General features: G+C 34.6%; 22 protein-coding genes and 1 CRISPR repeat array (1 of these 23 cut by a window edge). Of the genes, 6 read left to right on the top strand and 16 right to left on the bottom strand.

What is annotated here, in order from left to right:
- A CRISPR array of direct repeats spans positions 1–186; the repeat unit is 29 nt; unit sequence GTGTTCCCTGTATACACAGGGATAAACCG (it extends 881 nt beyond the left edge of the window).
- 475 nt (positions 187–661) lie between these two features.
- The 5 genes from ACGH46_RS01320 to ACGH46_RS01340 form a co-directional block, all read right to left on the bottom strand.
- Positions 662–2,494, bottom strand: coding sequence for a ThiF family adenylyltransferase (locus ACGH46_RS01320; RefSeq protein ID WP_411603601.1), 1,833 nt, complete (start codon positions 2,492–2,494; stop codon positions 662–664).
- Positions 2,495–2,496: 2 nt separating this feature from the next.
- On the bottom strand, positions 2,497–2,979 hold the full coding sequence (locus ACGH46_RS01325) for a Mov34/MPN/PAD-1 family protein (protein ID WP_411603604.1): 483 nt from the start codon (positions 2,977–2,979) through the stop codon (positions 2,497–2,499).
- 1 nt (position 2,980) lies between these two features.
- Entirely contained in the window at positions 2,981–4,165 is a 1,185-nt protein-coding gene (locus ACGH46_RS01330) for a CBASS cGAMP synthase (protein WP_411603606.1), read from the bottom strand.
- A gap of 28 nt (positions 4,166–4,193) precedes the next feature.
- Positions 4,194–5,219, bottom strand: coding sequence for a CBASS cGAMP-activated phospholipase (locus tag ACGH46_RS01335; RefSeq protein ID WP_411603609.1), 1,026 nt, complete (start codon positions 5,217–5,219; stop codon positions 4,194–4,196).
- Positions 5,220–5,413: 194 nt separating this feature from the next.
- Positions 5,414–5,587, bottom strand: coding sequence for a hypothetical protein (locus ACGH46_RS01340; protein WP_411603612.1), 174 nt, complete (start codon positions 5,585–5,587; stop codon positions 5,414–5,416).
- A gap of 112 nt (positions 5,588–5,699) precedes the next feature.
- Between ACGH46_RS01340 and ACGH46_RS01345 the strand changes: the two genes are divergently transcribed.
- Together ACGH46_RS01345 and ACGH46_RS01350 are read left to right on the top strand one after the other, a co-directional pair.
- On the top strand, positions 5,700–6,632 hold the full coding sequence (locus tag ACGH46_RS01345) for a WYL domain-containing protein (RefSeq protein WP_411603614.1): 933 nt from the start codon (positions 5,700–5,702) through the stop codon (positions 6,630–6,632).
- A gap of 373 nt (positions 6,633–7,005) precedes the next feature.
- Positions 7,006–7,926 carry an L-lactate dehydrogenase gene (locus tag ACGH46_RS01350; protein ID WP_220215396.1) on the top strand — a complete coding sequence of 307 codons (921 nt, stop codon included), beginning with the start codon at positions 7,006–7,008 and terminating at the stop codon, positions 7,924–7,926.
- Between the two features lie 128 nt (positions 7,927–8,054).
- Here the strand turns inward: ACGH46_RS01350 and ACGH46_RS01355 are convergent, their stop codons facing one another.
- The 6 genes from ACGH46_RS01355 to ilvG form a co-directional block, all read right to left on the bottom strand.
- The gene (locus ACGH46_RS01355; protein ID WP_411603617.1) at positions 8,055–9,035 is read right to left on the bottom strand and encodes a Gfo/Idh/MocA family protein; all 981 of its coding nucleotides are present in this window, start codon (positions 9,033–9,035) and stop codon (positions 8,055–8,057) included.
- 101 nt (positions 9,036–9,136) lie between these two features.
- Positions 9,137–10,675, bottom strand: coding sequence for a threonine ammonia-lyase, biosynthetic (gene ilvA / locus ACGH46_RS01360; protein WP_411603620.1), 1,539 nt, complete (start codon positions 10,673–10,675; stop codon positions 9,137–9,139).
- 2 nt (positions 10,676–10,677) lie between these two features.
- Entirely contained in the window at positions 10,678–12,528 is a 1,851-nt protein-coding gene (ilvD, locus tag ACGH46_RS01365) for a dihydroxy-acid dehydratase (RefSeq protein WP_411603622.1), read from the bottom strand.
- 137 nt (positions 12,529–12,665) lie between these two features.
- A complete protein-coding gene (locus tag ACGH46_RS01370) occupies positions 12,666–13,595 on the bottom strand; it encodes a branched-chain amino acid transaminase (RefSeq protein ID WP_267351037.1) in 930 nt (309 codons plus the stop codon).
- Between the two features lie 167 nt (positions 13,596–13,762).
- Positions 13,763–13,996: an acetolactate synthase 2 small subunit gene (gene ilvM, locus ACGH46_RS01375; RefSeq protein ID WP_267351038.1), complete on the bottom strand. Its 234-nt coding sequence runs from the start codon at positions 13,994–13,996 to the stop codon at positions 13,763–13,765.
- Positions 13,997–13,999: 3 nt separating this feature from the next.
- Positions 14,000–15,676, bottom strand: coding sequence for an acetolactate synthase 2 catalytic subunit (ilvG, locus tag ACGH46_RS01380; protein ID WP_411603626.1), 1,677 nt, complete (start codon positions 15,674–15,676; stop codon positions 14,000–14,002).
- 470 nt (positions 15,677–16,146) lie between these two features.
- Between ilvG and ACGH46_RS01385 the strand changes: the two genes are divergently transcribed.
- The 4 genes from ACGH46_RS01385 (at position 16,147) to ACGH46_RS01400 (ending at position 19,335) form a co-directional block, all read left to right on the top strand.
- Positions 16,147–16,599, top strand: coding sequence for a hypothetical protein (locus tag ACGH46_RS01385; RefSeq protein WP_411603629.1), 453 nt, complete (start codon positions 16,147–16,149; stop codon positions 16,597–16,599).
- A gap of 405 nt (positions 16,600–17,004) precedes the next feature.
- Entirely contained in the window at positions 17,005–17,892 is an 888-nt protein-coding gene (locus ACGH46_RS01390; RefSeq protein WP_267351044.1) for an SDR family oxidoreductase, read from the top strand.
- Positions 17,893–18,031: 139 nt separating this feature from the next.
- Positions 18,032–18,562: a hypothetical protein gene (locus ACGH46_RS01395; RefSeq protein ID WP_411603632.1), complete on the top strand. Its 531-nt coding sequence runs from the start codon at positions 18,032–18,034 to the stop codon at positions 18,560–18,562.
- A 413-nt stretch (positions 18,563–18,975) separates the two neighbouring features.
- A complete protein-coding gene (locus tag ACGH46_RS01400; RefSeq protein ID WP_411603635.1) occupies positions 18,976–19,335 on the top strand; it encodes a hypothetical protein in 360 nt (119 codons plus the stop codon).
- Positions 19,336–19,435: 100 nt separating this feature from the next.
- On the opposite strand, the gene ACGH46_RS01405 is transcribed toward ACGH46_RS01400, so the two are convergent.
- The 5 genes from ACGH46_RS01405 to ACGH46_RS01425 form a co-directional block, all read right to left on the bottom strand.
- Complete coding sequence (locus ACGH46_RS01405) at positions 19,436–20,677, bottom strand: MFS transporter (RefSeq protein ID WP_411590703.1); 1,242 nt, start codon at positions 20,675–20,677, stop codon at positions 19,436–19,438.
- A 351-nt stretch (positions 20,678–21,028) separates the two neighbouring features.
- Complete coding sequence (locus ACGH46_RS01410) at positions 21,029–22,138, bottom strand: cupin domain-containing protein (protein WP_267351050.1); 1,110 nt, start codon at positions 22,136–22,138, stop codon at positions 21,029–21,031.
- Positions 22,131–22,913 carry a YchF/TatD family DNA exonuclease gene (locus ACGH46_RS01415; RefSeq protein WP_411603638.1) on the bottom strand — a complete coding sequence of 261 codons (783 nt, stop codon included), beginning with the start codon at positions 22,911–22,913 and terminating at the stop codon, positions 22,131–22,133. The genes ACGH46_RS01410 and ACGH46_RS01415 overlap by 8 nt, the downstream gene beginning before the upstream one ends.
- 12 nt (positions 22,914–22,925) lie before the next feature.
- A complete protein-coding gene (gene lapB / locus ACGH46_RS01420; RefSeq protein ID WP_267379363.1) occupies positions 22,926–24,104 on the bottom strand; it encodes a lipopolysaccharide assembly protein LapB in 1,179 nt (392 codons plus the stop codon).
- A gap of 12 nt (positions 24,105–24,116) precedes the next feature.
- Complete coding sequence (locus ACGH46_RS01425; protein ID WP_267351055.1) at positions 24,117–24,422, bottom strand: LapA family protein; 306 nt, start codon at positions 24,420–24,422, stop codon at positions 24,117–24,119.
- Positions 24,423–24,547: the final 125 nt, after the last annotated feature.

The following is a 24,547-nucleotide window of genomic DNA, read 5'->3' on the forward strand; positions in this document are numbered from 1 at the left end:
CCGCGATTAGCTCTTCAGTTAATTCTTGATAACCCGTGTTCCCTGTATACACAGGGATAAACCGTACGTTATAAGTGGCAAATAATGGCTGGTGTTGTGTTCCCTGTATACACAGGGATAAACCGGAGAATGGAAACAACTGGTACGCTGATCGTCAGTGTTCCCTGTATACACAGGGATAAACCGCATATAACGAAATTATTAATGCAGTGATAAATCAAAAATTACATTTATTTATACTAGAAATCGATAAGTCGACACTAAGAAATATTCATATTCCAACAAAAGAGCTTATTAGCTGGATCAATTAAAAAACTAGACAACATACTTATATGACAATTCCACAAATGGCCAAGCATCTAAGAATTAGTCAACAGTTTGCTTATGATCTGGTTAATTATGAACTTATGCCATATACCATAATTGAAGGAAATAATACTCGTTGGATCACTAAAGATAATATCAACATATTCAATAAAAAATTATATTATTTTATCTAAATTTGCTAAAGAAGAAGGAATTTCATCAAAAAAATTGATGAAAAAGCTAGATACAATTGATGCTGGCTATAGGAAATTAGAATGCCAATTAACACAAGTAGTGTATAAAAAATTACTCCTCAGACATTTTACATTAACAAAATAAAATATCAGCAGAGCTCTTAATTTTCATATTTGCTTAAAGCTAATTTTTCATGACAATGGGGACATCTAGGCTGCCTTCTTAATTGCATATTTGAAATCTTATTCCCATGATATGCTGAATTATATCTAGTTTGATAATTCATCTCTACAATACTAGTATTCAACCACTCTAAAATCATATCTATTCCTAAAGAAGCCGCATTCATTCCAGCAGAAACAGCATAAGGTGTATATGCTGCACAAGGACCTTCCACTACAATTTTTTGAAAATCTATATCTTTTAAAGGAGAAAGATCAGGATCATTTTTATTAAACCCAGAGAGATGTAAGCAATTAATACACCCACCTAAATTCTCTCTAACTTTTGGATCTACCCATAAGCCTTGCACGCATTCACCATTACCATAAATCCACAAATGTAACACATGAGGACGCTGAAATAATGGTATTTTTAATACCTGTTCATTAATATATTCTGCTACTTCTAATGATCCTGTTGCATCAATAATTAAATTCAAATTATTATGTTTATTAATTTCATTATCTGTTAGTAAATCAATACTAGAATTGATTGAAATAATATTTGGAAAATTTTTACCATATTGCTCTTCTATATATTCTTTCATTGCCACAGTTTTCGGAAAAGATAAAAAGCGATATCCTAATATGTGGCGGCCTAAATTATCAGGGCTTAAAGTATCTTTATCAACAAGTAATAATTTATGGTCGCGATTTATCTTTTCAGAGATCCCTGCACCAATTTTTACTATTCCATCGGCAAGATATCCCCCAATAGCACCAACACCGACTTGCATTATTCTCTTATTTTTTAGGGTTTTGGATTGAATATTTTTTATATTTCTATTTATGACTGAATTCATATCTAAAGAATCTACTACGCTGCATAATACTGAAATATTTAATGATTTATGCATTAAATTATTATTTACTATTTTATTAAAATATTTATTTTTCCAGGCAAAACTAATTGCATATGTATGATCCCTATAAGTAAAGCATAGACTCAGAAAATCATTGTCTAATATATTATGACCTATATTTTTTTTTAAGACATCCAAAAATAGGTTATATCCTTGAATTGACCATTCCTTAAGGAAAGAGAGTACATTGGATAAGGAAACAAAGAATAAATCTGAAAAAAAGTTATATAATAGAGGAATTTTTCTTCCATCCGTAATTTTTATAAAAATAACTTTTGTTTTAAATACGCGATGTTTATAAGATTCATTGTTCTTTGATAATAAGAAAAAATTAGTGTTATACGTTTGGGTAATATCATCAGGGACTTTAGTAGCAATGAATAAATTAGAAAAATTATCTTCCGTTTTTAAAGCATATTGATAGGATGAAGCACTATATGAGGCAATAGATCTCCATATATTATAAAACTCTTTACTTACCTCTTTTCTAAATGATTTGTTATTTATAAGTATATTAAGTACTTTTAGGCATTGATCTTCAATATACTTAATCATCGTATAAAATTGATGTCGAGGTAATTCAATTCTGTCATGTAGTGCATAGCAAAATCCACACATGAAATCCTCATTATTCCATTCTTTTTTTCCTTCTAAACTAAAATGTGGCAAAGGAAATTTAATATGCTGAATTTTATCACTTAATTTCTTAAAATCCTTCATAGGAATATATATTGATGGTAGTGTTAGGTAATTCCAATTTTTAAATTCTAAAAATAATTGAATACTGATACCACATAGGTTTATTTTTTTTTGCCAGATCTTATCTTCTAAATTAATTTGATCATTGGTAAATAGCTTATAACCAATCTCATCAAGCAAAATATAGATATCTGTAATATTTGTAGTCATATTTACTTTACCCTAGATAACGAATAATATTGGCCACCAAAGATTAATTGTAACCAATCATCTTCATAATCTTTAGATGATGCAATCCAAAATAATTTATGGCTACTACTGAATTCAGTGTTTGCAACTAATACTGACCATCCAAGATAATCAGCGTTAGATGGCTTTGGGTATAACTCAGGATGAGTGTGCCACTCGCCGATATAACGTAGATAACCTCCAGATATATTATGCAAATTATTTAAGAACAATTGATGTCCATCTACTGTTCTTAAAAATTGATAACGAGACCTTATATCACTAGCACAAGGTACAGATATATCCTTTACCCACAAAGATTTATTTCTGACTTCACCAATAATTATTCCACAGCCTTCTGGAAGATTATTAGATACAGATTGTCTATAATTATTAATAATATCCATGACCGAGCGATCAATTCGAATAAAATAGTCTAATTTTAGGTTCATCCATTCGTAATACAAATTAACCTCCCGTTACAGGAAGAAGAATATTAGGTTTATCCACTCTTTTCGGTGATTCTGAAAAATAACTATCTGTTCCTGAATCTATTGTAATTAACGATATATCAGTTGGAATTCTATTACCAAAAGAGAATCTTAAAAAACTAATTGCATTATTTGGATCACTAACACTAATAGATGTTTTTAAGTGATTATATAAGTTTTGAGCTTTTTCTGCACATTCGGCTCTTTTGTCTAACGGAATTCTATTAAAATCTTCATTTTCATGTTCTGGTATCGATGGTTCTATTACTGCATTTTTTAATGCTTGAGGTAGGAATTTTATAACATTTAATAAAGCTATATCATCTCGGTTTTCTTTGTAAGAATAATATCGATTAGCTATAACCATTAATAAAATAGAGCTAGGACCACCCTCAAGAAATATATAGTCTCTCCAAGCTTTTAAATAACGTGCAATATATCTCAATTGCCGTCCTTTATCCTCTTGTTTAGAAAGAAAATCTGAATACCATTTACGAATAATTTCACAATCACTTTCTTTCCATCCTCCGGATCTTATAGCCATATGAATTTTTGTTATCTTGTCTAATTTTATTAGTCTATCTTCATATGAAAAACTTTCTAAACCACAATAATAAACGCTATTTATACTCATTTTTTGATCCGCAGCTAAACTCGCTTCCGAAATCATTTGATTCTTTTCTTCTAGATCGTTAAACATATCATCAGGAACTATATACAAAGGAATATCCATATGAGATTGATGTTGTAATTTTAATCTTACACACGTCTCTTTAGACGAATCGATTTGCCATCGTTCTTCTTTTGCTAAATCTATCAATAAAACCTCAACTGCTTTAAAATATTTTTTAGCAAGTGAGTCAGATCTCTCATTATTAAATAAACTAGAAGGTAAATAAACACCATAATCAATATCCATTTCTTGTTGTGGATTTGCGGGTTGATTACAAGTTCCATAAGCCCAAGATCCTTGAATTCGAAATTTTGGAGATACTAAAAAATCAGTATATTCAGAAATAAACGAACTTAATCCTTGCTTAATTTTTCGTCTAACTTTTACTCTACATTCATTTAAGTAGTTTCTTTGAACTTCAGTTGGTTTTATTTTATTAACAAATCCACTGGGTCTTGAACGAAATACATTGTGTAAATTATTTGACATATTTTCCTCATCCTTAATTAACATTATTTTAACGATTGAATCTAATTGGAGAAGTTGCAGGTAAATCAAAAAAAACTCTAATCTCTTCAATACCTAGGGCTTTTTTCGCTGATTGCATTCCATTTGATTCTAATACTTGTTGAGCATGAGTATCTGTTGCATCCAATGCAACATAATTCGCAGATGCATTTACTAGTTTTTCATCTATTTGGAAAAAATGATCTGGATAATCCGACATTCTGTGTGTAACTAATTGCAACATAAACTGTTGCTGAGCACTGAATGTTAAATCAATAATATTCTTAGCTGCATTAAGAATGTTACCTTCCCCCCAATCAGAGAATCCCCCAAGTTTATTCGTAGATGGATTCATGTTTTTTTGATCAGACAATGTACCGATTGACAGCATATATATATCTTCTATCTTCTTTTTAAAAAAGAATTCAGCTTCATGTAACCCAATAAGTGCTGGGTTATTAGCAAATAAACCACCATCAACATACTCATTTTTATCAATAGAATGCCTTTTAAAAAAAGTTGGAGCGGCAGATGTACACAATGCTACATCTTTGATTTTTAATTTCCAATCTCGAACAAAGTTAGGATGATGAGGTGTTTTGAAAGTAACTGGTCTACCCTGACTATAATCTATTGCAGGTATAACAACATTATTTTTCAAATCAACAATTGTATTATCCCCGAACCATTCCTTCAGGACCTTTGTCAAACCATCTTGAGTATATTTAGCCTTTACTATCTTCCAAAAACTCCTTTTTTGTTTACAAAAAATAGTTGCTCCTTTTTCCTTAAAAAGTTTTACTACATCTTTCATTTTTATACGATATGCAACTGCTAAGGCTAATATCCCTCCAATCGAAGTACCTGTAACTAAATCAAAATATTCTCCAATATAAATATAGCGATCTTTACTATCAGATTGATCGTTTAAATATTCCTCAATATCCGCAAGTACCTTAGCGGTATAAAGCCCACGATATCCTCCGCCAGACAATGCTAAAATACGAAATCTTTCTTTATTTTCTTTTTTTTTCATAAAATTCCCTTGCAAAATGTTATTTTTATATCTTTTATTAATTAAAAATAGTATTAAGGTTTATATTGTAGTAAAGTAGCGAGATAATTTTAGTTAACTACATTATATTTATTAGCGTATATAAAAATGGCTAAACGGCAATTTAGCCATTAATTATAATTACCTTTATACTATTTTCTTAATATATCAAAAAATTACTTTTCTTTTCTAACCCCTTTAAATGGGTTAGAGTTAGATGTTTTAACATCCATAATTTTTCCGGTATCAGTGTTTCTTTTTATCCAATGCCCTGATGGGTGCTGGAATTGACTCCGCCCCTTCACGGCCCCTATTCGGTGACCATCACCATATGGTTTATTTGTTGCCATATCATTTTCCTTGCAATACGTGACAAAATTATCACACTATTATGCTATCAACTGGCTAAAAACAAGTCAAGATCATTTTGATCTTGTTTTTGGAGTCATAAAGATCTTTACAATGAATAAAACACAATATATAGTATGCATTAAATTAATATTGGCGCTAAAAAATAAAATGAATAATATTGAATTATTGTCGGATAACATAAGAGATAGATTACGATACATTGAATTTTCTTTGTTATATAAAGGTGAAATATCTAGATCTGATATTATGTCTAAGTTTAACGTTAAAGAAGCCACTGCCACTCGTGACATAAAATCGTATAGCGACTTAAGTAATAATAAAAATTGTTTTTTTGATAGTAAAACAAAAAAAAATAGGATTAAAGAAACATTTCAACAACTCTATAACTTAACCGATGAGGAAGCTTTATTCTGGTTAAAGCAAGAAACATATCCAAACCAAAGTAGCTTTATTACTTATCGATTTAAACGATTAAGTTTACCTGAACAAAAAGCACTAGCTCCAATAACAACTGCAATAATGAATAAACTGGTGGTACAAATAAAATATTTATCATTAAATCAAGGTAGAGAAACAATAAGAAAAATAATCCCACATTCTATTATGGATGACGGATTAAGAACTTATATAAGGGCTTATGATAGAGTGCGAGAAAATTTTATAACTTTTTCAACCTCTAGAATTATAGAGTCAGAATGTTTACCAGAATATCAAATTGAACCAATAGAAACTCAAGATAAAGATACTGAATGGAATGAATTCATTGATTTAATAATTATTCCTCATCCAAAACTACTTCATAAGAATATAATTGAATATGAATATAAAATGATTAGAGGAGAGTTAAAATGTACTGTAAGGAAAGCCGTTGCCGGATATTTTTTATTTGCATGGAGTGTTGATTGCTCTATAGGTGATATATATTTAGATCATCAAACTCACCATTTATATTTAAAAAATATTGAACAATTGAAAAATATAGAAAGTATAAAAAAATTAGCACCTAAAAAAACTTTTTTATAAAAAAATTAGATTTATTTTTTTATAAATTATCGGATTTATTCTAATTAATATCATAAATTACTGGATTTTTTTGTAAATATAAAAATCCGGTCATAATTGAAATACCTTGATATATCAGAAAAATTTATTTTATTAATTACCGGATCCGACATCGCTATATATATACTGAAAAAAACCGAATCGGCAGATAATACCGCCAAACTAGATTTAGTGTTCTAATACAATAAAACAGCTTCAACACTAACACCATTAACATAAGAAAACTATTCCCCGTTTACACAAGAATATGCAATACTAACGCTGTGATAACAAACCCTTTCGTATCTGTATTTCTATTGATTTTATTTCATTTTTCAAATAATTGGAGTTTATTATGAAACTACGTAAAGTCATGATTATTGGAGTAGGGAATGTGGGTTCCACGACGGCTTATACCTTGGTTAATCGTGGTATTTGTGAAGAAATTGTACTGGTTGATGTAAATAAAGATCGGGCTTATGGTCATGCTCAGGATTTATTAGATGCGGCTGCTTATCGGCAAAACATGATTAAAGTCAGTTTACGTGATGCCAATGATTGTGCTGATATTGATATTGCGATTATTACGGTTACTTCGGGATTAGCGCAAAAAAGCCGAGCGGAGGAGCTAGCTGGTACGTCAAAAATTGTTGCAACGATTGTGCCCGATATGATGAAAAATGGTTTTAAAGGGATTTTTTTAGTGGCGACTAACCCTTGTGATGCGATTACTTACCAAGTTTGGCAATTATCAGGTTTACCTCGTCATCGGATAATTGGTACTGGGGTTTGGCTTGATACAGTAAGATTGCGTCGTTTATTGGGGGAACAAATGGATATTGGTCCACAAAGTATCGATGCGTTTATTGTTGGCGAGCATGGCGATTCACAATTTCCCGTTTGGTCGCATTCATCGGTTTATGGCATTAACCTTAATCATCTCGAAAAAAATAGAATCGATTTTAATGATATTGGCAGCAAAGCGAAGAATAAAGGTTTTGAAATAGCTAAATTTAAGCATTGTACCGAATATGGTATCGCCAGTACGATTACTGAAATTTGTCAGCATATTTTTACTAACAGCCATCGTGCGTTAGCATTAAGTTGTATTTTACATGGGGAGTATGGTTATCAAGATGTGGCAATAGGTGTACCTGCGATTTTAGATCAGCATGGTATCAAAAAAATTATTGAGTTAGATTTTTCAGATAATGAAAAGCAGTTATTTAAAAATAGTGTCGAGATTATTAAGGGTTATATTGCACATATTAAATAAGCGTGTTTGGTCGGATAGTTGTTTTATACTCAGTCAACGGATATATCACCCAGAACGCTAATATTAGTTAGCGTTCTGCTATAAAGGTTTGGCAACTTATTATTTCATTTTGTATATTCTAAAGATCTTTAATGTTGATCGGCAGGAAACACCACACCAGTTTGCTTTCTGATTTCAGTCAAGATTGTTGATGATAGTATCGAATAGGCTAAACCGTTATGATCTACGTTGCGTTGTTGATATAGCTTAGCGAATTCTTTCGCTTCGTCATACATATCATTATTGTGTTGTGTAAGGGTGATTTCTTTTTTTTCACCAATTCTTGGTTGATAAATAATGCGCTCACAAGTGGCAAGATTTTCAATAATAAGCGATCCATTTTCGCCTTGAATTTCACTAGGAAGATAAGAGTTACTGACTTTTGAATGCCAAATGATGACCTCAAAATCGTCATAATTAAGTAAGACACTGCCATGCGCATCGACAACTGACGCAAGTTTTGTCGCACTGGCATTTATTTTATTGGGATATCCCCATAATCCTAGTCCAAAATTGAGTGGGTAAACTCCAATATCCATTATAGAACCATTTGAAAAGGTGGGATTAAACGTGTTGGGATTATTGCCATTTAAATAACTTTCGTAACGGCTGGAATATTGACAGTAGTTAAGTAGTGCTTTGCGAATTCTTCCTAACTTTGGAAGATAATCCCGAATTAATTGATAATTGGGCAAATAAACGGTTTTAAGAGCCTCAAAAATGAGTTTTTTATGTTGTTTGGCAATGTTAATTAATGTTTGAGTTTCCATCAAATTCGAGGTTAATGGTTTTTCACATATTACGTCTTTATTATTTTCCAACATCAATTTGGCTTGTTCAAAATGGAGTGAGTTTGGGCTGGCAATGTAAACAACGTCGACATTGGCATATTGAGCGAGCTCAGTGAGCTTATCAAATACCGTATTAACTTGGTATTTTTTTGCCAGTTCATTGGCTTTATTGATATCACGGGAATAGATAGCGGTTAATTGATATTGTTTAGTTTGTAATGCCGCATCAATGAATTTTTCAGTGATCCAATTGGTTCCAATTGTTGCTAATTTAATCATGGTTAATCTATCTATTTTTTTAAAAGTTTAAACTATTTGGTTAGGATTTAGAGACTATCCACTTTAATTAACGCCCGTAAAAGTGAATAGTCTTCCTTTATTTAATGCGAATTGGTTAAAAAGAGTTTTAACGATGGATTTTCGGTTTCGTTATGGAAACCATAACCTAATTTGGTTAAGTGTTTACCAAAATCATGGCTATTGGTTTGATCAATTTCAAATGCGGCAAGAACGCGACCATAATCAGTCCCATGACTTCGGTAATGGAACATTGAGATATTCCAGTTAGTACCAAGTGTTTGTAAGAATTTGAGTAATGCCCCTTGCGATTCTGGGAATTCAAAGCTGTAAACTTGTTCTTGAATTGGCTGACAAGGCTTGCCACCAATCATATAGCGAACATGCAATTTAGCCATTTCATCATCAGTCAGATCAACCACGGGATAACCGGCTGAAGTGAGTTGTTGCATGATGTCATCTTTTTCACTATTTTTAGTGATTTTAACACCCACAAAAATGCATGCCGATTCTTCATCATGATAGCGATAATTAAATTCGGTGACTGAACGCCCCCCCAAGATTTGACAAAATTTTAGGAAACTGCCTTTTTTCTCCGGAATCGTCACGGCGATTAAGACTTCTCGTTTTTCACCTAATTCACAGCGTTCTGACACATAACGTAAATTATGGAAGTTTAAATTAGCTCCCGATAAGATATGAGCAAGGTTTTCACCTTGAATATTGTGTTTTTCAACGTATTTTTTCAGTCCCGCCAGTGCGACCGCACCCGATGGTTCTGCAATGGCACGAACATCATCAAATAAATCTTTGACAGCTGCACAAATTTCATCGCTATCAACAGTAATAATATCATCGATATATTGTTGGCAAAGTCTGAATGTTTCATCGCCGATTCGTTTAACGGCAACCCCTTCAGCAAATAAACCTACTCGATTTAAATCAACTGGGTGACCAGCATCTAAGGCGGCTTTTAAACAGGCAGCATCTTCAGGTTCAACTGCAATGACTTTAATCGATGGCATTATTTGTTTAATTAAGACTGCAACACCTGCTGCAAGCCCACCACCGCCAACGGGGACAAATATGCGATCGAGTTTGGCATTTTGTTGCAACAGTTCCATGGCAATACTGCCTTGTCCGGCAATCACCAGTGGGTGATCAAAAGGGGGAATAAAAATGCGTCGTTGTTCTTTGGCTAATTCTAAGGCTTTGGCTTTGGCTTCGTCAAAATTCGCACCATAAAGTAAAACTTCACCACCGAATCCTTTTACTGCTTCTACTTTGATGTCCGCTGTCGTTAACGGCATAACAATGAGCGATTTTATACCTAATTTGCTCGCTGAAAATGCCACACCTTGTGCGTGGTTTCCAGCTGAAGCAGCAATAACGCCACATTGTCGCTCTTCTGGGGAAAGACTGGCGATCATCGCTTGTGCACCTCGAATTTTAAAACTGTGCACTAGCTGACGATCTTCACGTTTGACAAATATCTGATTGTTTAGTCTGGCAGATAGTTTATCCATTTTTTCCAGCGGTGTGACTTGCGCCACATCGTATACGGCACTGCAAAGCGTTGCTTTTAAATAATCAGCACCAGTCAGTATTGTTTGTTGTTTCACTTTTAGCCACCTAGTTTACTTTTATCGCGGACAGCACCTTTATCAGCACTGGTCGCTAAACTTGCGTAAGCTTTTAAGGCAAACGACACATAGCGGTCACGATTATGAGGGGTAAATGCTTTGTCGCCACGAGTGAGCTCTGCCACCCGACGACGTTCTAGTTCATCTTCAGGCACATCTAAAACTAATTTTCGATTAGGAATGTCAATATCGATAATATCGCCATTACGTACCAGACCAATTACGCCACCGTTAGCCGCTTCTGGTGAAATATGTCCAATGGATAAGCCTGATGATCCGCCTGAAAATCTACCGTCAGTAATGAGTGCACAAGCTTTACCAAGTCCCATTGATTTTAAATAGCTAGTAGGGTAGAGCATTTCTTGCATTCCAGGTCCACCTTTTGGACCTTCATAGATGATCACAACGACATCGCCTTCAACTATTTTTCCACCTAAAATAGCATCAACTGCATCTTCTTGGCTTTCAAATACTTTTGCAGGCCCTCTAAAAACAAGATTTTCAGCAGCAACACTGGCTGTTTTTACGATAGCACCATCTTGGGCAACATTACCATAGAGTGTGGCAAGTCCGCCGTCTTGGCTATAAGCATGCGCTTTGTCACGAATACAACCATTTTTCCGATCGTCATCCAGTGTGTCCCAATAACAATCTTGTGAAAATGCTTTCGTTGTACGAATGCCAGCCGGCCCACTACGATACATTTTTTTTACTTCTTCATCTTGGGTTTGCGTAATGTCATATTGTGCAAAGGTTTCTTGTAATGATAATCCAAGCACATTGTGAACATTGCGATTTAGTAGTCCTGCTTTGTCAAGTTCTGACATGATGGATACCACACCGCCTGCTCTGTGTACATCTTCCATGTGGTATTTTGCTGTACTTGGCGCAACTTTACACAGATGCGGTACTTGACGAGATAGTCGATCGATATCTGACATCGTAAAATCAATTTCGCCTTCTTGCGCTGTTGCAAGCAAGTGTAAAACGGTATTGGTCGAGCCTCCCATCGCAATATCGAGTGACATGGCATTTTCATAGGCTGCTTTGGTGGCGATGGCTCTTGGTAGATAAGATTCATCATCATGTTCGTAATAACGTTTGGTAATTTCAACTATGCGTTTGGCCGCTTTTAAAAAGAGTTGTTCACGTTGCTTGTGAGTGGCAATGAGGGATCCATTACCGGGTAACGAAAGCCCTAAAGCTTCGGTTAAGCAGTTCATTGAATTCGCTGTAAACATGCCTGAACATGAGCCACACGTCGGACAAGCTGATTCTTCAATCGCTTTACTGTCTGCGTCACTGACATTGGGATTGGCGCTTTGAATCATGGCATCAACAAGATCAAGTTTGATGATTTGATCTGAAAGCTTGGTTTTCCCGGCTTCCATAGGGCCACCAGACACAAAAACCGTTGGGATATTTAAACGGAGTGATGCCATTAACATACCGGGGGTGATTTTGTCACAGTTGGAGATGCAGATCATCGCATCAGCACAGTGCGCATTGACCATGTATTCTACAGAATCGGCAATAAGTTCACGTGAAGGTAACGAATAAAGCATACCACCATGCCCCATTGCAATACCGTCATCTACTGCAATGGTATTAAACTCTTTAGCAATACCACCTGATGCTTCAATTTGTTTAGCCACTAGTTGTCCTATGTCTTTAAGATGGACGTGTCCCGGTACAAACTGAGTAAATGAGTTTACGACGGCGATAATAGGTTTACCAAAATCTTCATTTTTTACGCCAGTAGCACGCCATAAAGCGCGCGCTCCTGCCATGTTTCTGCCTTCAACGGAGGTAGCTGATCGATATCTAGGCATTTGTTGCTCCCAAGTTCTTATTATACTTGCGACCGATTTAATCGGTTTATCATTTTGATGAGTCCATCATGTTTTGATGTGCATCGCATTACAAAAAGTATTTATCCGCCGTATTAGTTAGCGGATTTTTTGAGATATTATTTAATAATATCTAACCAACCATATTTATCTTCTGTTTTACCGTTAAATAACCCGAAGAATGTTTGTTGGATCTGTTTAGTGATTGGGCCACAACGTCCAATACCCACTTGAATGCGGTCAACGCTTCGTACAGGTGTAATTTCGGCAGCGGTACCGGTCATAAAGACTTCGTCAGCTAAATAGAGTGATTCGCGCGATAAAATTTGTTCACGGACTTCGATACCCAAATCACGAGCAAGCGTTAATACGGCATCACGAGTGATACCAGGAAGTGCAGAGCAAGATAATACAGGGGTGAATAGTACACCGTCTTTAATGATAAATAGATTTTCACCCGCACCTTCTGAAAGATGACCATGTACATCTAAGGCAATCCCTTCTTGGAAACCATTAGCACGAGCTTCTGAGCCAATTAATAATGATGATAAGTAGTTGCCCCCAGCTTTTGCTGCTGCCGGAATGGTATTGGATGCGACACGATTCCATGAAGAAACCATCGCATCAATTCCTTGATCTAATGCATCTTCACCTAAATAGGCACCCCAAGGGAAAGCGGCAATCATGACATCAGTTTGATAACCAGCAGGGGGATTAACGCCCATACCGACATCACCAATAAATACAAGAGGACGAATATAGGCACTTTCTAAGTTATTTTTCTTGATAGTTTGACGCGTTGCTTCCATGATTTCTTCAATCGTGTAAGGAACAGGAAAACGGTATATTTTGGCTGAATTTAGCAATCGTTGTGCGTGTTCTTTATGACGGAAAATAGCAGGGCCTTGATGAGTTTTATAACAACGAACTCCTTCAAAAACTGAAGTACCATAATGTAAAGCATGAGACATGACATGAATTTTAGCATCTGCCCATGGAACCATTTCACCATTGAACCAAATATAATCCGATTTTGCTGTAGAACTCATTTTTATTTCCTCTTAAATTTTACTTTTGTTTAGCATAGATATAGCTCGGTGCTTTCAACAATAAACGGTCAAGCATTATACTATACTATCGATTTTGTTTAACTGCTAAAGTGTATACTTTTATAAATTTAACTTATTATTTCATCATGATTTATTATTGAAAATAACTATATTTCAATCGATATCACGTCTACCAATTTGTCGATCTGATTAAGTAGTGCTGAAATAGGGCGTTTTGTTGTTAATGCTAAAGATAATGATAGTATCTGATCATCTTTAGTCTGCATTTGCATCTGTTTTATGTGACCACCACGGTGGCGTATAACCCGTAAGATACGCTCAAGTGTTCCTAATTTATCATAAGCGGTGATAGTAAATTGATGCTGTTCTTTATTACTCATCCTTTACTCCTTACTGTTGTTATCTAACATATTTTCATTGGCAGCGCCAGGTGGAACAAGAGGCCACACGTTTTCAAGCTCATCGATACACACATGTAATAAATAGGCACCTGTAGAATTTAATAGCGCATCGATGGCGCGTTGAATTTCTGATTTTTGGGTAATTCTTTGTCCGTCGATATCGAAGGCTTTAGCTAGCATTAAAAAATCAGGATTGTCTGATAAATTGGTTTCGCTGTATCTTTGATTGAAAAAGAGTTCTTGCCATTGTCTAACCATGCCTAAACGTTGATTATCAATTAATACAATCTTAATCGGTAATTTTTTGCGTTTAATTGTGGTCAGCTCTTGAACATTCATCATAAAAGAGCCATCGCCAGAAATGCATATCACACAATCATTTGGTCTTGCTAGTTGAGCTCCAATGGCAGCTGGTAAACCAAATCCCATTGTGCCAAGTCCACTAGAAGTAATAAAGTTTTGTGGGTGGTTAAATTGCATATGCTGAGCTGTCCACATTTGATGTTGACCAACATCGGTAGTGACAATTGTGGTAGCTGTTTTTTGTTCAGAAAGGCTTTTGAGTAACGCAGGGGCATAGATAGGTTTGCCCGGATGATCATAGCGAGTTGGATACGCTTTTCGTAATTGGTCTATTCTTTTGTGCCAATCTTCTATCGATACGGTTTGGTGAATTAAAGGTAAGACTTGTTTGATATCGCCTTGTAACCCTAAATGCGTTTGCTTTAATTTATTAATTTCAGCCTGATCGATATCAATATGAATGACTTTAGCATGGCGAGCAAATTCATTCAGGTTTCCGGTAACACGGTCATCAAATCGTACCCCTAACGCAATTAATAGATCACACTCTTGCACGGCTAAGTTCGCTGCTTTAGAACCATGCATACCAATTAATCCTAAATAATAGGGATTATTGATATCAGCAGCCCCTAATCCTTTTAAGGTTGAAACGCTCGGAATTTGAGTCATTTCCATAAATTCTCTTAATTCTGATATCGCGCCAGAAAGCCCAACCCCACCACCAATATAAAGCATGGGTTTTTTGGCATCTTGAATCATCGCTTTAGTTAATTTTATATCATCAGAAGAGATAACAAAGGATTTTGATTTGTTGAGATAACTTTGAGAAGTGTGGTTGGTTAAATATTGTTGGTAATCTAAGTCGGCAAGCTGGATATCTTTCGGAACGTCAATCAATATTGGTCCCGGTCTGCCTGAGTTGGCTAAGGTAAATGCCTCCTCGAATATATTGGGTAAGTCATGCGCATCATCAATTAAATAACTGTGTTTAGTACACGCCAATGACAAACCTAATACGTCAACTTCTTGAAAGGCATCAGTACCGATTAAGTTATTAGGTACTTGACCCGTTATTGCAACGATTGGAACTGAATCAATCAACGCATCTGCAAGTCCCGTGATAATATTGGTTGCTCCCGGCCCCGATGTGGCAATACATACCCCTGTTTTGCCTGTTGCCCTTGCGTAACCTATAGCAGCCATTGCTGCACCTTGTTCGTGACGACATAACACATGTTCAATACCGCCATCATAAAGGGCATCATACAGAGGCATAATTTGTCCACCAGGATACCCAAATACGGTGGTAACGCCTTTTTCTTTTAAGGTTTTTACTATCCACTGTGTTCCTAACATTTATTCCTCGCTCTTTTTTCAGGTATTTGCATTGCTCATAAAAAAACCCCCGCTTTTTGGAGCGGGGGTTTTGGGTTAACTATGAAGCTTTTTTAACTCAAAGAACGCCCCCGCGCTGGAATAATGACCACGCTGACAAGAATGTTGATGAGGACGATAATAAGTGAAAAATTCATACGTTTTATTTAAATTTTTTTGCTTCTTTGAGTAAGTATTCTTAACAAAATACTCGTTTTAGAAAAAAATTCAACTGTTTTTTTTGGTTTTTTTAGAGTCTTGCTTTTGCGATTGCAAGAAGTTTTAAAATAATAAAGATTGATGTCTAAAAAGATTTGATTATGACACGAGTTTTTAATTGGCATTTTTCAAAGATTAGTGTATAAATGTTAATCATTAATCGTTTTTATCTGCTTATTTATCCTGTTTAATATCAAAAATACACGTTTAAAATAAAAAAAGGCGAAATATGTATGAACATATTAAAGATAATAGTGTTAATAAGTTTTGGTTTTGTGTTACTTAATTGTGATAATGCTAAGCCCGCGTCAAATCATTCCTCTGCTGACAGTTCAACAAAACCTAATAATGATTTACTCGCCTCTCAAAATTTAGAAATTAATGCGGTTAAAAACGAGTTACCGATTGAAATTGATGAATTGACAACGCTATTTGATGTTTTTGCTGACAATAATATTATCCATTATAAATACCGCGTAAAAAACACACCAAAACAGGCACTATTATTAACGTCGACGCTTGATACTTTACGCAGTAATTTACTTGATGATTATTGCCAAAATGTGCCACAAATGAAAGAACTGAAAAATGTGTTTCCAAATGGCGCCCACTATCATTACTTCATCGATAATGAAGAGATCATTATTGTTGAACTTAATCCGGATGATTGTCTGACAGATAAATGATCGTTTATTGATAATTTATCCTTTTAATCAAACAATCATAGGTCATTAAGTTTTGCAAAATTGAGATTAATTTGTTGTGTACTGGCTTAATAAACGTTTATTTGTTAAACTGAGATCGTTTATCAAATTCTATGCATTTTCTTCTTGTTGATTGATAAATTGTATTCTCGCCCCGTTACTTATGGACAGCCACAGTTAATATTATGTTTGAATTCAGTTCGTCACAGATTAATGATTTTTAAAAATAATATTTAAGTTTTTTATCTCTATTCATCTTATTTATCAATATTGTTAATTGATTCGTTTCTACTTTTTTCAAGTTGTACGGTTTTGTCATTGTTAATTGATTTTGTTTAAGTTATTTATCGTTTATGAACATGTATGTGTTTAACTTAGGAGAAAATTATGAGTAAACAAACCTGTAATCCAACGACCAAATATTATCATGAAAAATTTCCAAAACAAAAACAGAAAGCGCCCGGTTTGCAATGTGAGATGAATCCGATTCCTGACTGTGGTGAAAAAAGCTATAAAGGTCATCAACGTTTAGAAGGTCTTAAAATGTTGGTCACAGGTGGCGATTCGGGTATTGGTCGTGCAGCGGCAATCGCGTATGCCAAAGAAGGGGCAGATGTAGCGATCAATTATCATCCTGATGAGCAAAAAGATGCTGAAGATGTGGCAAAAGTTATTGAAGCTGCCGGACGTAAAGCCGTATTGATACCCGGCGATTTAAGTGATGAAGCGTTTTGTAAAAAAATGGTGGATGAAGCTCATCATAAACTTGGTGGGTTAGATAATCTAACATTGGTTGCAGGTAAACAAACTGCGGTTGCTGATATTATGGATCTGACTACAGAGCAAATTCGCAAAACGTTCGAAATTAATGTCTTTTCGCTATTTTGGGTAACTAAAGCGGCATTAGGTTATTTAAAACCAGGATCGACAATTATTACTACTTCATCTGTTCAAGCCTTCCAACCAGGTCCAACATTATTAGATTATGCTTCAACTAAATCGGCAATTATCGCTTTTACAAAAGCATTAGCTAAGCAATTAGCAAGTAAAGGTATTCGTGCTAATAGTGTTGCACCCGGTCCGGTTTGGACGCCGTTACAAGTTTGTGGCGGACAACTCAGCGATGCAATTCCTGAATTTGGTAAAGAAACACCACTTAAAAGAGCAGGGCAACCGGTTGAACTTGCAGGGGTTTATGTACATTTAGCTTCAGAAGAGTCAAGTTATACCACTGCAGAAACTTATGGTGTAACGGGTGGTGAGCATACTAATTAATCTTATGTTTATATCGTGATAAAAGAGCTGCTCAGGCTCTTTTATTACAAAAAATTTTTAAGCTAGACATCTTAAATCACGTTCTATTATGCATTGTTCATAATAGTGTTAAAACTTAACTTAGAATAAAGGCAAAAAAATGAAATTTTTTAAAGTAATCACGCTTGCATTATTAGGTGTTTTTTTAGTTAACTGTGATAATTCTAAATCGACTGTTGATGATATTAAACAGAAAGTACAGCAAACAGGTGCAGATATCAGCGATAAAACACAAGATTATTTTGAACAAGCAAAAGCAGAAAGTAACGATATATTGAATAAGTTAAAAGAGGGTAACTATAATCTTGCACAAGATGCGGTGATTAAAAATATTAAACAAACATTACCAATGAATATTGATCAGAATACTTCGCTGGTGGATGTATCCAAAGAAAACAACACGATTAATTATAAATATGATGTCAAAGGTGTGACGCCAGATGATTTAAAAGTTGAGAATACTCAAAAGACATTATTAAATAATTTACTCACCGATTATTGTAGTACAGATTTAATGAAGAAAGCATTAAGACTTGCTTTCCCTGAAGGTGCTACACATACTTACTATATTAATAATAGTAACGCATTAACACTTAATCTCAAACCAAGTGATTGTGATGGTAAATTGTAGAGTATCGATTAAGGTGAAAAGGGCTATTAATAGCCCTTTTTTTATTTTGTTTATTGAGAAAGATGTGAATCTAAATATCATTTTAAAAAATGAAGATTATCAACTCAAAATGATGTATTTATGTTAGTTAATTAAATGATGATTTTCTAATGATAGAAGATAACGATCAGGTTATTACCTAAAGTTTAATTAACACAGTGTATTGATATTGACGCTTACTATTAAAATAAGAATATATTTTATGTTGTAAAATTTTAACCATATAAATTAAAATCCTTATTCAAATTATATAGGGACTTTTTATTTTTTTATTAATTGTTTTATTTAAAATGGAAAAAACAAAATAATATTAATTTTACTTATGGGTAATAGCATGAAATATAAAAAAAATATCTGCATTATTGGTATGGAGTTTGGCGCTATTTGGTTGTGATAGTGGGAGCTATAAAGAAAAAAATCAACGTATAGTTATTGATTCAATGAAAAAACAACTTCCTATTGTTTATGATGAGAATTTTACGTTAGTGGATGTTTTAAAGGACAACGATCAGTTTATATATAAATACGAAATAAAAAATATTGAAGAAGTAGAATTAACCTCACCAGAGTTTGAACAATCATCTCGCACAGAGATTCTTGAGCTTTATTGTTCTGATAACAAAGGTATTGCTCATTTTAAAGAAATATTCATGGATGGTATTCGATATGATTATTACTTGAATAATAAAAAAATGTTATCCATTAACGTCAAATCAACAGATTGTACAAAATAATTGTCATTGCACTGAACTATTCACTTTTGTGTGCAACATAATATTTTGCTATGTTGAGCAGTTTTATTACAGGGCTAATAAGCCCTGTAATAATAAAAAACTATTCTAACGTTTTTCCTTTTGTTTCAGGAATTAAAAACATAAATGCAGCAGCGGATAATAGATAAGCCGCAGATAATAGCGCTAGTGCGTAGCTTATTGAATAAACTGTCGCTAAATAAGCAATTAAGACTTGTGATACGCCAGCAATGCCTCGTCCAACATTAAAGATAATGTTTTCAGCACTTGAACGAGCGTCTGTCGGATAATGTTCGGCCAGTAATGCCCCATAACCCCCCATCATGCCGTTGACGAAAAAGCCAATGACTGAACCAAATAAAATCAAAACGATCATATCGGTCTGTTGAAAGTAAAACCAGATAGATAACGCTGAAACTAATAGAAAGACAATATAAGAAGGACGGCGTCCAAATTTGTCACATAGCCAACCAAAAATTAAGATACCTAATGACATACCAATTGTGGTGGATATCGTCCAAAATAGCGTATTTTTGAATGATAAACCACGTTCGGTAGCGATCATGGTTGGCATCCAAGTCATGATGCCATAAAAACCAAAGTTTTGTACGGCACAAGCAATGGTTAAACCAACCGTGGTTGCTGATGTTTTGACATTTTTAAATAGTTTACCTAATGCAATTTTATTTTTGTTTTGATCTTTTAATGATTGCCAAATTTCTGGCTCTTTCAATCCTTTACGTGTCCAGGCAACAAACAAAGCAGGAAGTACTCCGACAGCAAAAGCCCAACGCCAACCGTGTGCTTCTCCTACAAAATTTACCGTTAAGGTTGCCAGTATAATGCCTAACTGAAATCCTAACGCAACAATCGATGTCGCTCTTGAACGTTTATGCTTTGGCCATGTTTCTGACACCAACGTCATGCCAATGCCAAATTCTCCACCTAGTCCAAGACCACTTAAAAAACGGAAAACTAAAAAGCTTTCATAATTTGGTGAAATAGCACACAGCCCGGTAAATACAGAAAATATGATAATTGTCCATGAAAAGACTTTAACACGACCATATTTGTCTGCTAAGGTTCCAAAAAGAATTCCGCCCAGTACAGCACCTAATAATGTTACTGAAGTTAATGTTCCTAAATCGGTTTTGGTTAGATTAAAAGTTGCTTGAATTAGGGTAAAACAGACCCCTAAAATCATCATATCCAAACCATCTAATGCATAGCCGACTGTAGAGGCAAAAAGCGTTCTTTTTTGATAAGCTGTGGTGGATCCAGTTTCACTTTCAGCTTGTTTAATTGGGTCTATCGCAGTTTTCATATTTACCTCTAATGATTGTGAATAGTGAGTTACTTATTTAAACTTTAGCTTTTAAAATAGGTTGTAGGCTAATTCAATAAGGTCGTTTAAAAGCGGTGCAAAGTATATACTTAAAAACTTTAAAAATCCAAGCTAAAAGCCTTTACAATTGGTTATTTGCTAGAAAATAATCATTTCTTGTAAGTAACTTTATATATAAAAATATTAAAGGATGCATCAACTAGTGATAATTTTATTTTGTGTAAAGAATCGTGACAGGGTATAGATGATTTATTAAGTAAATCTTAGTTTTTAAATTTAAATGATTGATAGCTAATTTCCGCTGAGTGTTCCCCCAGCGGATAATCTTGATTAGTCTTCGATAAAATACCAATAGCCTTTATTGACTAAATCCAAAATGACCTTTAAAGTCGATTCATCTTCTAGCTGTTCATAATAAAGCTCTTCTTCTTGGCATAAAAGATCAATAACCGGCATCGGCAAATGGATTTTTTCACCATGAATATAGCCATAATCACCTACTTTTAGAATGCGTATGCTCGGAACTCGGCACAGATTATTAGTTTTTAAAAGCGAGACAAATTCATCAAATTGATATGGTGGCTCGACAGGAACAATATTTAATTCATGCATTGGAATAGTAATGTGTTTACCAAACCAATCGTTAAAGAGTTTAGGCGTTCTAACCAGTTCAATTATCTGGTTTTGTAATTTTTCTAATTCATAGGATTGTATTCGATAGGAATCTTTAGGTAATGTTAAGTTGGGATCTTGATAAAATATGCCATTGGGTAGGTTGTCGATAACATAATCGGCAAAGCCACTTAATAGTTCTTGAGACGTTTGGGTTCTAAAACCGACTGAATAACTTAGCGATTCGCCGATTGAGACACCATTATGTGGAAAGCCTATCGGTATATACAGAATATCGCCTGCTGTAATTTCTTCGTCAATGATGGGTTGATAACTTTCAACATGTAGCAATGCTTTGTGAGCACTAAATTGTTTGTAGTGTTCGTTTCGGTCGCCAACTTGCCAACGTCGGCATCCCTTGCCTTGTATGATAAATACATCATAATTGTCAATGTGAGGCCCCACGCCTGCTTTATCTGTTGCGTAAGAAATCATCAGATCTTCAAATTGCCATTGAGGCAAGCATTTAAAAGGGGCAACTAAGGTGGCTGCTTGTTCATGCCAGTGGTCAACTGCTTGTACCAGCAAACTCCAATGGTTTTCACCTAAATGGCTAAAGTCGATAAAAGGACCAAATTGGGCATCCCATTTCCCATTTTTGTTGGTAACTATTCGGCTATCAATCTCTTCTTCCATCGCTAAACCTGCAAGTTCTTCAGGCGTGATAGGATCAACAAAGTGTTTAAAAGCATCACGTAAAATAACTGGCTTTTTTTGCCAATAATTCGTTAAAAAATCATCCCAATCTATAGTTAACTTATTACTCATGTAACGCCCCTTGTAAATTAAATAATTGACAAAAGTTATTCGTTGTTTGTTGTGCTATTTCGTCTATAGAAACACCTTTCAATACTGCCAAATAGTCAGCAACTTCACGAACATAAGCTGGCTGGTTTTCTTTCCCTCGATAGGGAACAGGTGCTAAATAAGGTGAATCGGTTTCAACTAAAATACGATCCATGGGGACATATCTGGCAACTTCACGTAATGATTCAGCATTTTTGAAGGTGATAATGCCCGAAAAAGAGATATAAAAACCGATATCTAGCAATTGTTTGGCCGTATCGATATCTTCGGTAAAACAGTGTAAGACCCCAGAATAAACATGCTCTTCTTTTAAGATTCTTAAGGTATCTTGGCGTGCATTGCGTGTATGAACAATGATAGGTTTATTGAGTTTACGACCTAACCGAATATGTTCCTTGAAGTTTGCTTGTTGTTGTTCAAGATTATCTTGTTGATAGTAATAATCAAGCCCAGTTTCGCCCAGCGCAATTACATTATCTTGGCTTGCCAATGTTTCAAAGCGATCGGCGTCATAGCTTTCTTCTTCTAAATTAAGAGGATGAATACCGCATGAAAATGAGCACTGTTTAGTATAGGGTTTTAAAAAATCTCTCATCGATTCATAGCCTGAAAGCGTGGTTGCTACACTTAAGCAGTGTTTAACATCGTTACGTATTGCGTCTTGCAATACTTCATCAATCGATTTGTTGCTAAAATCTAAGCTATCTAAATGGCAGTGAGAATCAATTAAATACATATAAAGCTCTTATTAATTATCTGAATGTTGTTCAAAATCACGAACAGGTTTTATGGTTGACCAAGAACGACAAGCAGGACATAGCCAGTAAATGGAATTGACCGTAAACCCGCATTTAATACAGCGATAATTAGGGACGGTTTTGATCTGTTCGCCAACCATTTTACGTAAAAGTGAAAGACTTTCTTTTGCTCGACCTTCTTCGGCATCGGCTACGTGGTAATTCATCAATCGATAAAACCCTTTTAAATTAGGGTGTTTGAGTAATTCCCGATACATGTAGTTTTGGGCAGCATCAAGTCCGCTTTGTTTTTCGACTATATCGGCAAGCATTAATTCAGCAACATTGCCACTATCTTGATTAACGCATAATTGTAAAAATTGTTTAAACTGTTCGGGTTGATTTAATTCTAAATAACATGTTTTTAATAAAGGTAATGCCTCACCGATAAAGGCTTTATCTTGCGTTAAAATTTGTTTGAATGATTCAATGGCTTGTTCTTTCTTGTTTTGTATCATTAATACCCGACCCAGCATGAGCGAGGTACGCGCACATTTAGCATCAGCGGCAGCTGATTTTTGTAACAGGTTATAAGCTTTTTCCATATCATCAGCAGACATAGCAATAGCGGCTAACTCGCAATAAAATTGTGCAATATCTGTCTTGTATTTAATGTTACCTAATCTGACTAATTTAGAGGCTGCATTAATCGCATTGATCCATTCACTGGTTGATTGATAAATGATAATCAATTGTTGTAATGCATATTGTTGAAAATCATCTTCATCAATTAACTGTAAGAACATTTCTTCGGCACGATCATAAAAACCGGCAACCATATAATCTCGCCCTAGTTGCTGTATTGCCAATAGGCGTTGTTCGAACGTCAATGCTGAACTTTCCATTAAAGATTGATGAATGCGTATGGCTCTATCAACTTCACCACGTGAACGGAATAAGTTTCCTAAAGTTAAATGAGCCTCAAGGGTGCTGTCATCTTCTTTTAACATATCTAAAAACAAATCAACAGCTTTATCTTTTTGATTTGATAAAAGAAAGTTTAAGCCATCAACATATTCGCGCGATAGCCGGTTGGATTGGTTTAAGTATTTTTGTTTTGCATTTCTGTCACCCATATACCAACCGTAAGCGGCTGCGATAGGAAGTAACAGAAATAACAGTTCAAACATAATCGTCTATTCTTAATTAATTTTTGTTAATGTTGCTTTTTGATTTATTGCGATATCTTCATCATACTTTTTTTGTAATTTGTTTAGTTTGCGTTTAGTTGATGAGTGTTGTAATTTCGATTTTAAAAAGAAGTAACCCGTGACAAACCAACCTACCAGAAAACCACTGCCAAATAAAATTGCCAGCAGAACAGATAAGCGTAATTCTGATTTAGCAACTAAATAATTAAATGTCACCACTTGATCATTGGCTGCACCTAAAGCAATAGACAATGCAAAAATAGCAATAATCAATATAATCGATAAAATTAATTTCATAATGTTGACCTTTCTTCTTTTTAATACTTTTTATTCTTTATTGTTATCCATTTATCGGTTAAACAACCTGTTACCGATTTATCTAAAGGCATTAAATCATTTAGTAACGCAAAAACTGGGTAAAT

Source organism: Gilliamella sp. CG22 (assembly GCF_046635725.1).
In the GTDB taxonomy this organism is placed as follows: Bacteria; Pseudomonadota; Gammaproteobacteria; order Enterobacterales; family Orbaceae; genus Gilliamella; species Gilliamella apicola_I.

What these genes read in the sequence shown, in the direction of transcription:
- ACGH46_RS01410 (WP_267351050.1), bottom strand. Translation starts at nt 22,138, where the DNA reads ATGAGTAATAAGTTAACTATAGATTGGGATGATTTTTTAACGAATTAT.
- ilvD (WP_411603622.1), bottom strand. Translation starts at nt 12,528, where the DNA reads ATGCCTAGATATCGATCAGCTACCTCCGTTGAAGGCAGAAACATGGCA.
- ACGH46_RS01350 (WP_220215396.1), top strand. Translation starts at nt 7,006, where the DNA reads ATGAAACTACGTAAAGTCATGATTATTGGAGTAGGGAATGTGGGTTCC.
- ACGH46_RS01320 (WP_411603601.1), bottom strand. Translation starts at nt 2,494, where the DNA reads ATGACTACAAATATTACAGATATCTATATTTTGCTTGATGAGATTGGT.
- ACGH46_RS01415 (WP_411603638.1), bottom strand. Translation starts at nt 22,913, where the DNA reads ATGTATTTAATTGATTCTCACTGCCATTTAGATAGCTTAGATTTTAGC.
- ilvM (WP_267351038.1), bottom strand. Translation starts at nt 13,996, where the DNA reads ATGAGTAATAAAGAACAGCATCAATTTACTATCACCGCTTATGATAAA.
- ACGH46_RS01330 (WP_411603606.1), bottom strand. Translation starts at nt 4,165, where the DNA reads ATGTCAAATAATTTACACAATGTATTTCGTTCAAGACCCAGTGGATTT.
- ACGH46_RS01405 (WP_411590703.1), bottom strand. Translation starts at nt 20,677, where the DNA reads ATGAAAACTGCGATAGACCCAATTAAACAAGCTGAAAGTGAAACTGGA.
- ACGH46_RS01385 (WP_411603629.1), top strand. Translation starts at nt 16,147, where the DNA reads ATGAACATATTAAAGATAATAGTGTTAATAAGTTTTGGTTTTGTGTTA.
- ilvG (WP_411603626.1), bottom strand. Translation starts at nt 15,676, where the DNA reads ATGTTAGGAACACAGTGGATAGTAAAAACCTTAAAAGAAAAAGGCGTT.
- ACGH46_RS01370 (WP_267351037.1), bottom strand. Translation starts at nt 13,595, where the DNA reads ATGAGTTCTACAGCAAAATCGGATTATATTTGGTTCAATGGTGAAATG.
- ACGH46_RS01390 (WP_267351044.1), top strand. Translation starts at nt 17,005, where the DNA reads ATGAGTAAACAAACCTGTAATCCAACGACCAAATATTATCATGAAAAA.
- ACGH46_RS01345 (WP_411603614.1), top strand. Translation starts at nt 5,700, where the DNA reads ATGAATAAAACACAATATATAGTATGCATTAAATTAATATTGGCGCTA.
- ACGH46_RS01335 (WP_411603609.1), bottom strand. Translation starts at nt 5,219, where the DNA reads ATGAAAAAAAAAGAAAATAAAGAAAGATTTCGTATTTTAGCATTGTCT.
- ACGH46_RS01395 (WP_411603632.1), top strand. Translation starts at nt 18,032, where the DNA reads ATGAAATTTTTTAAAGTAATCACGCTTGCATTATTAGGTGTTTTTTTA.
- lapB (WP_267379363.1), bottom strand. Translation starts at nt 24,104, where the DNA reads ATGTTTGAACTGTTATTTCTGTTACTTCCTATCGCAGCCGCTTACGGT.
- ACGH46_RS01425 (WP_267351055.1), bottom strand. Translation starts at nt 24,422, where the DNA reads ATGAAATTAATTTTATCGATTATATTGATTATTGCTATTTTTGCATTG.
- ACGH46_RS01355 (WP_411603617.1), bottom strand. Translation starts at nt 9,035, where the DNA reads ATGATTAAATTAGCAACAATTGGAACCAATTGGATCACTGAAAAATTC.
- ACGH46_RS01340 (WP_411603612.1), bottom strand. Translation starts at nt 5,587, where the DNA reads ATGGCAACAAATAAACCATATGGTGATGGTCACCGAATAGGGGCCGTG.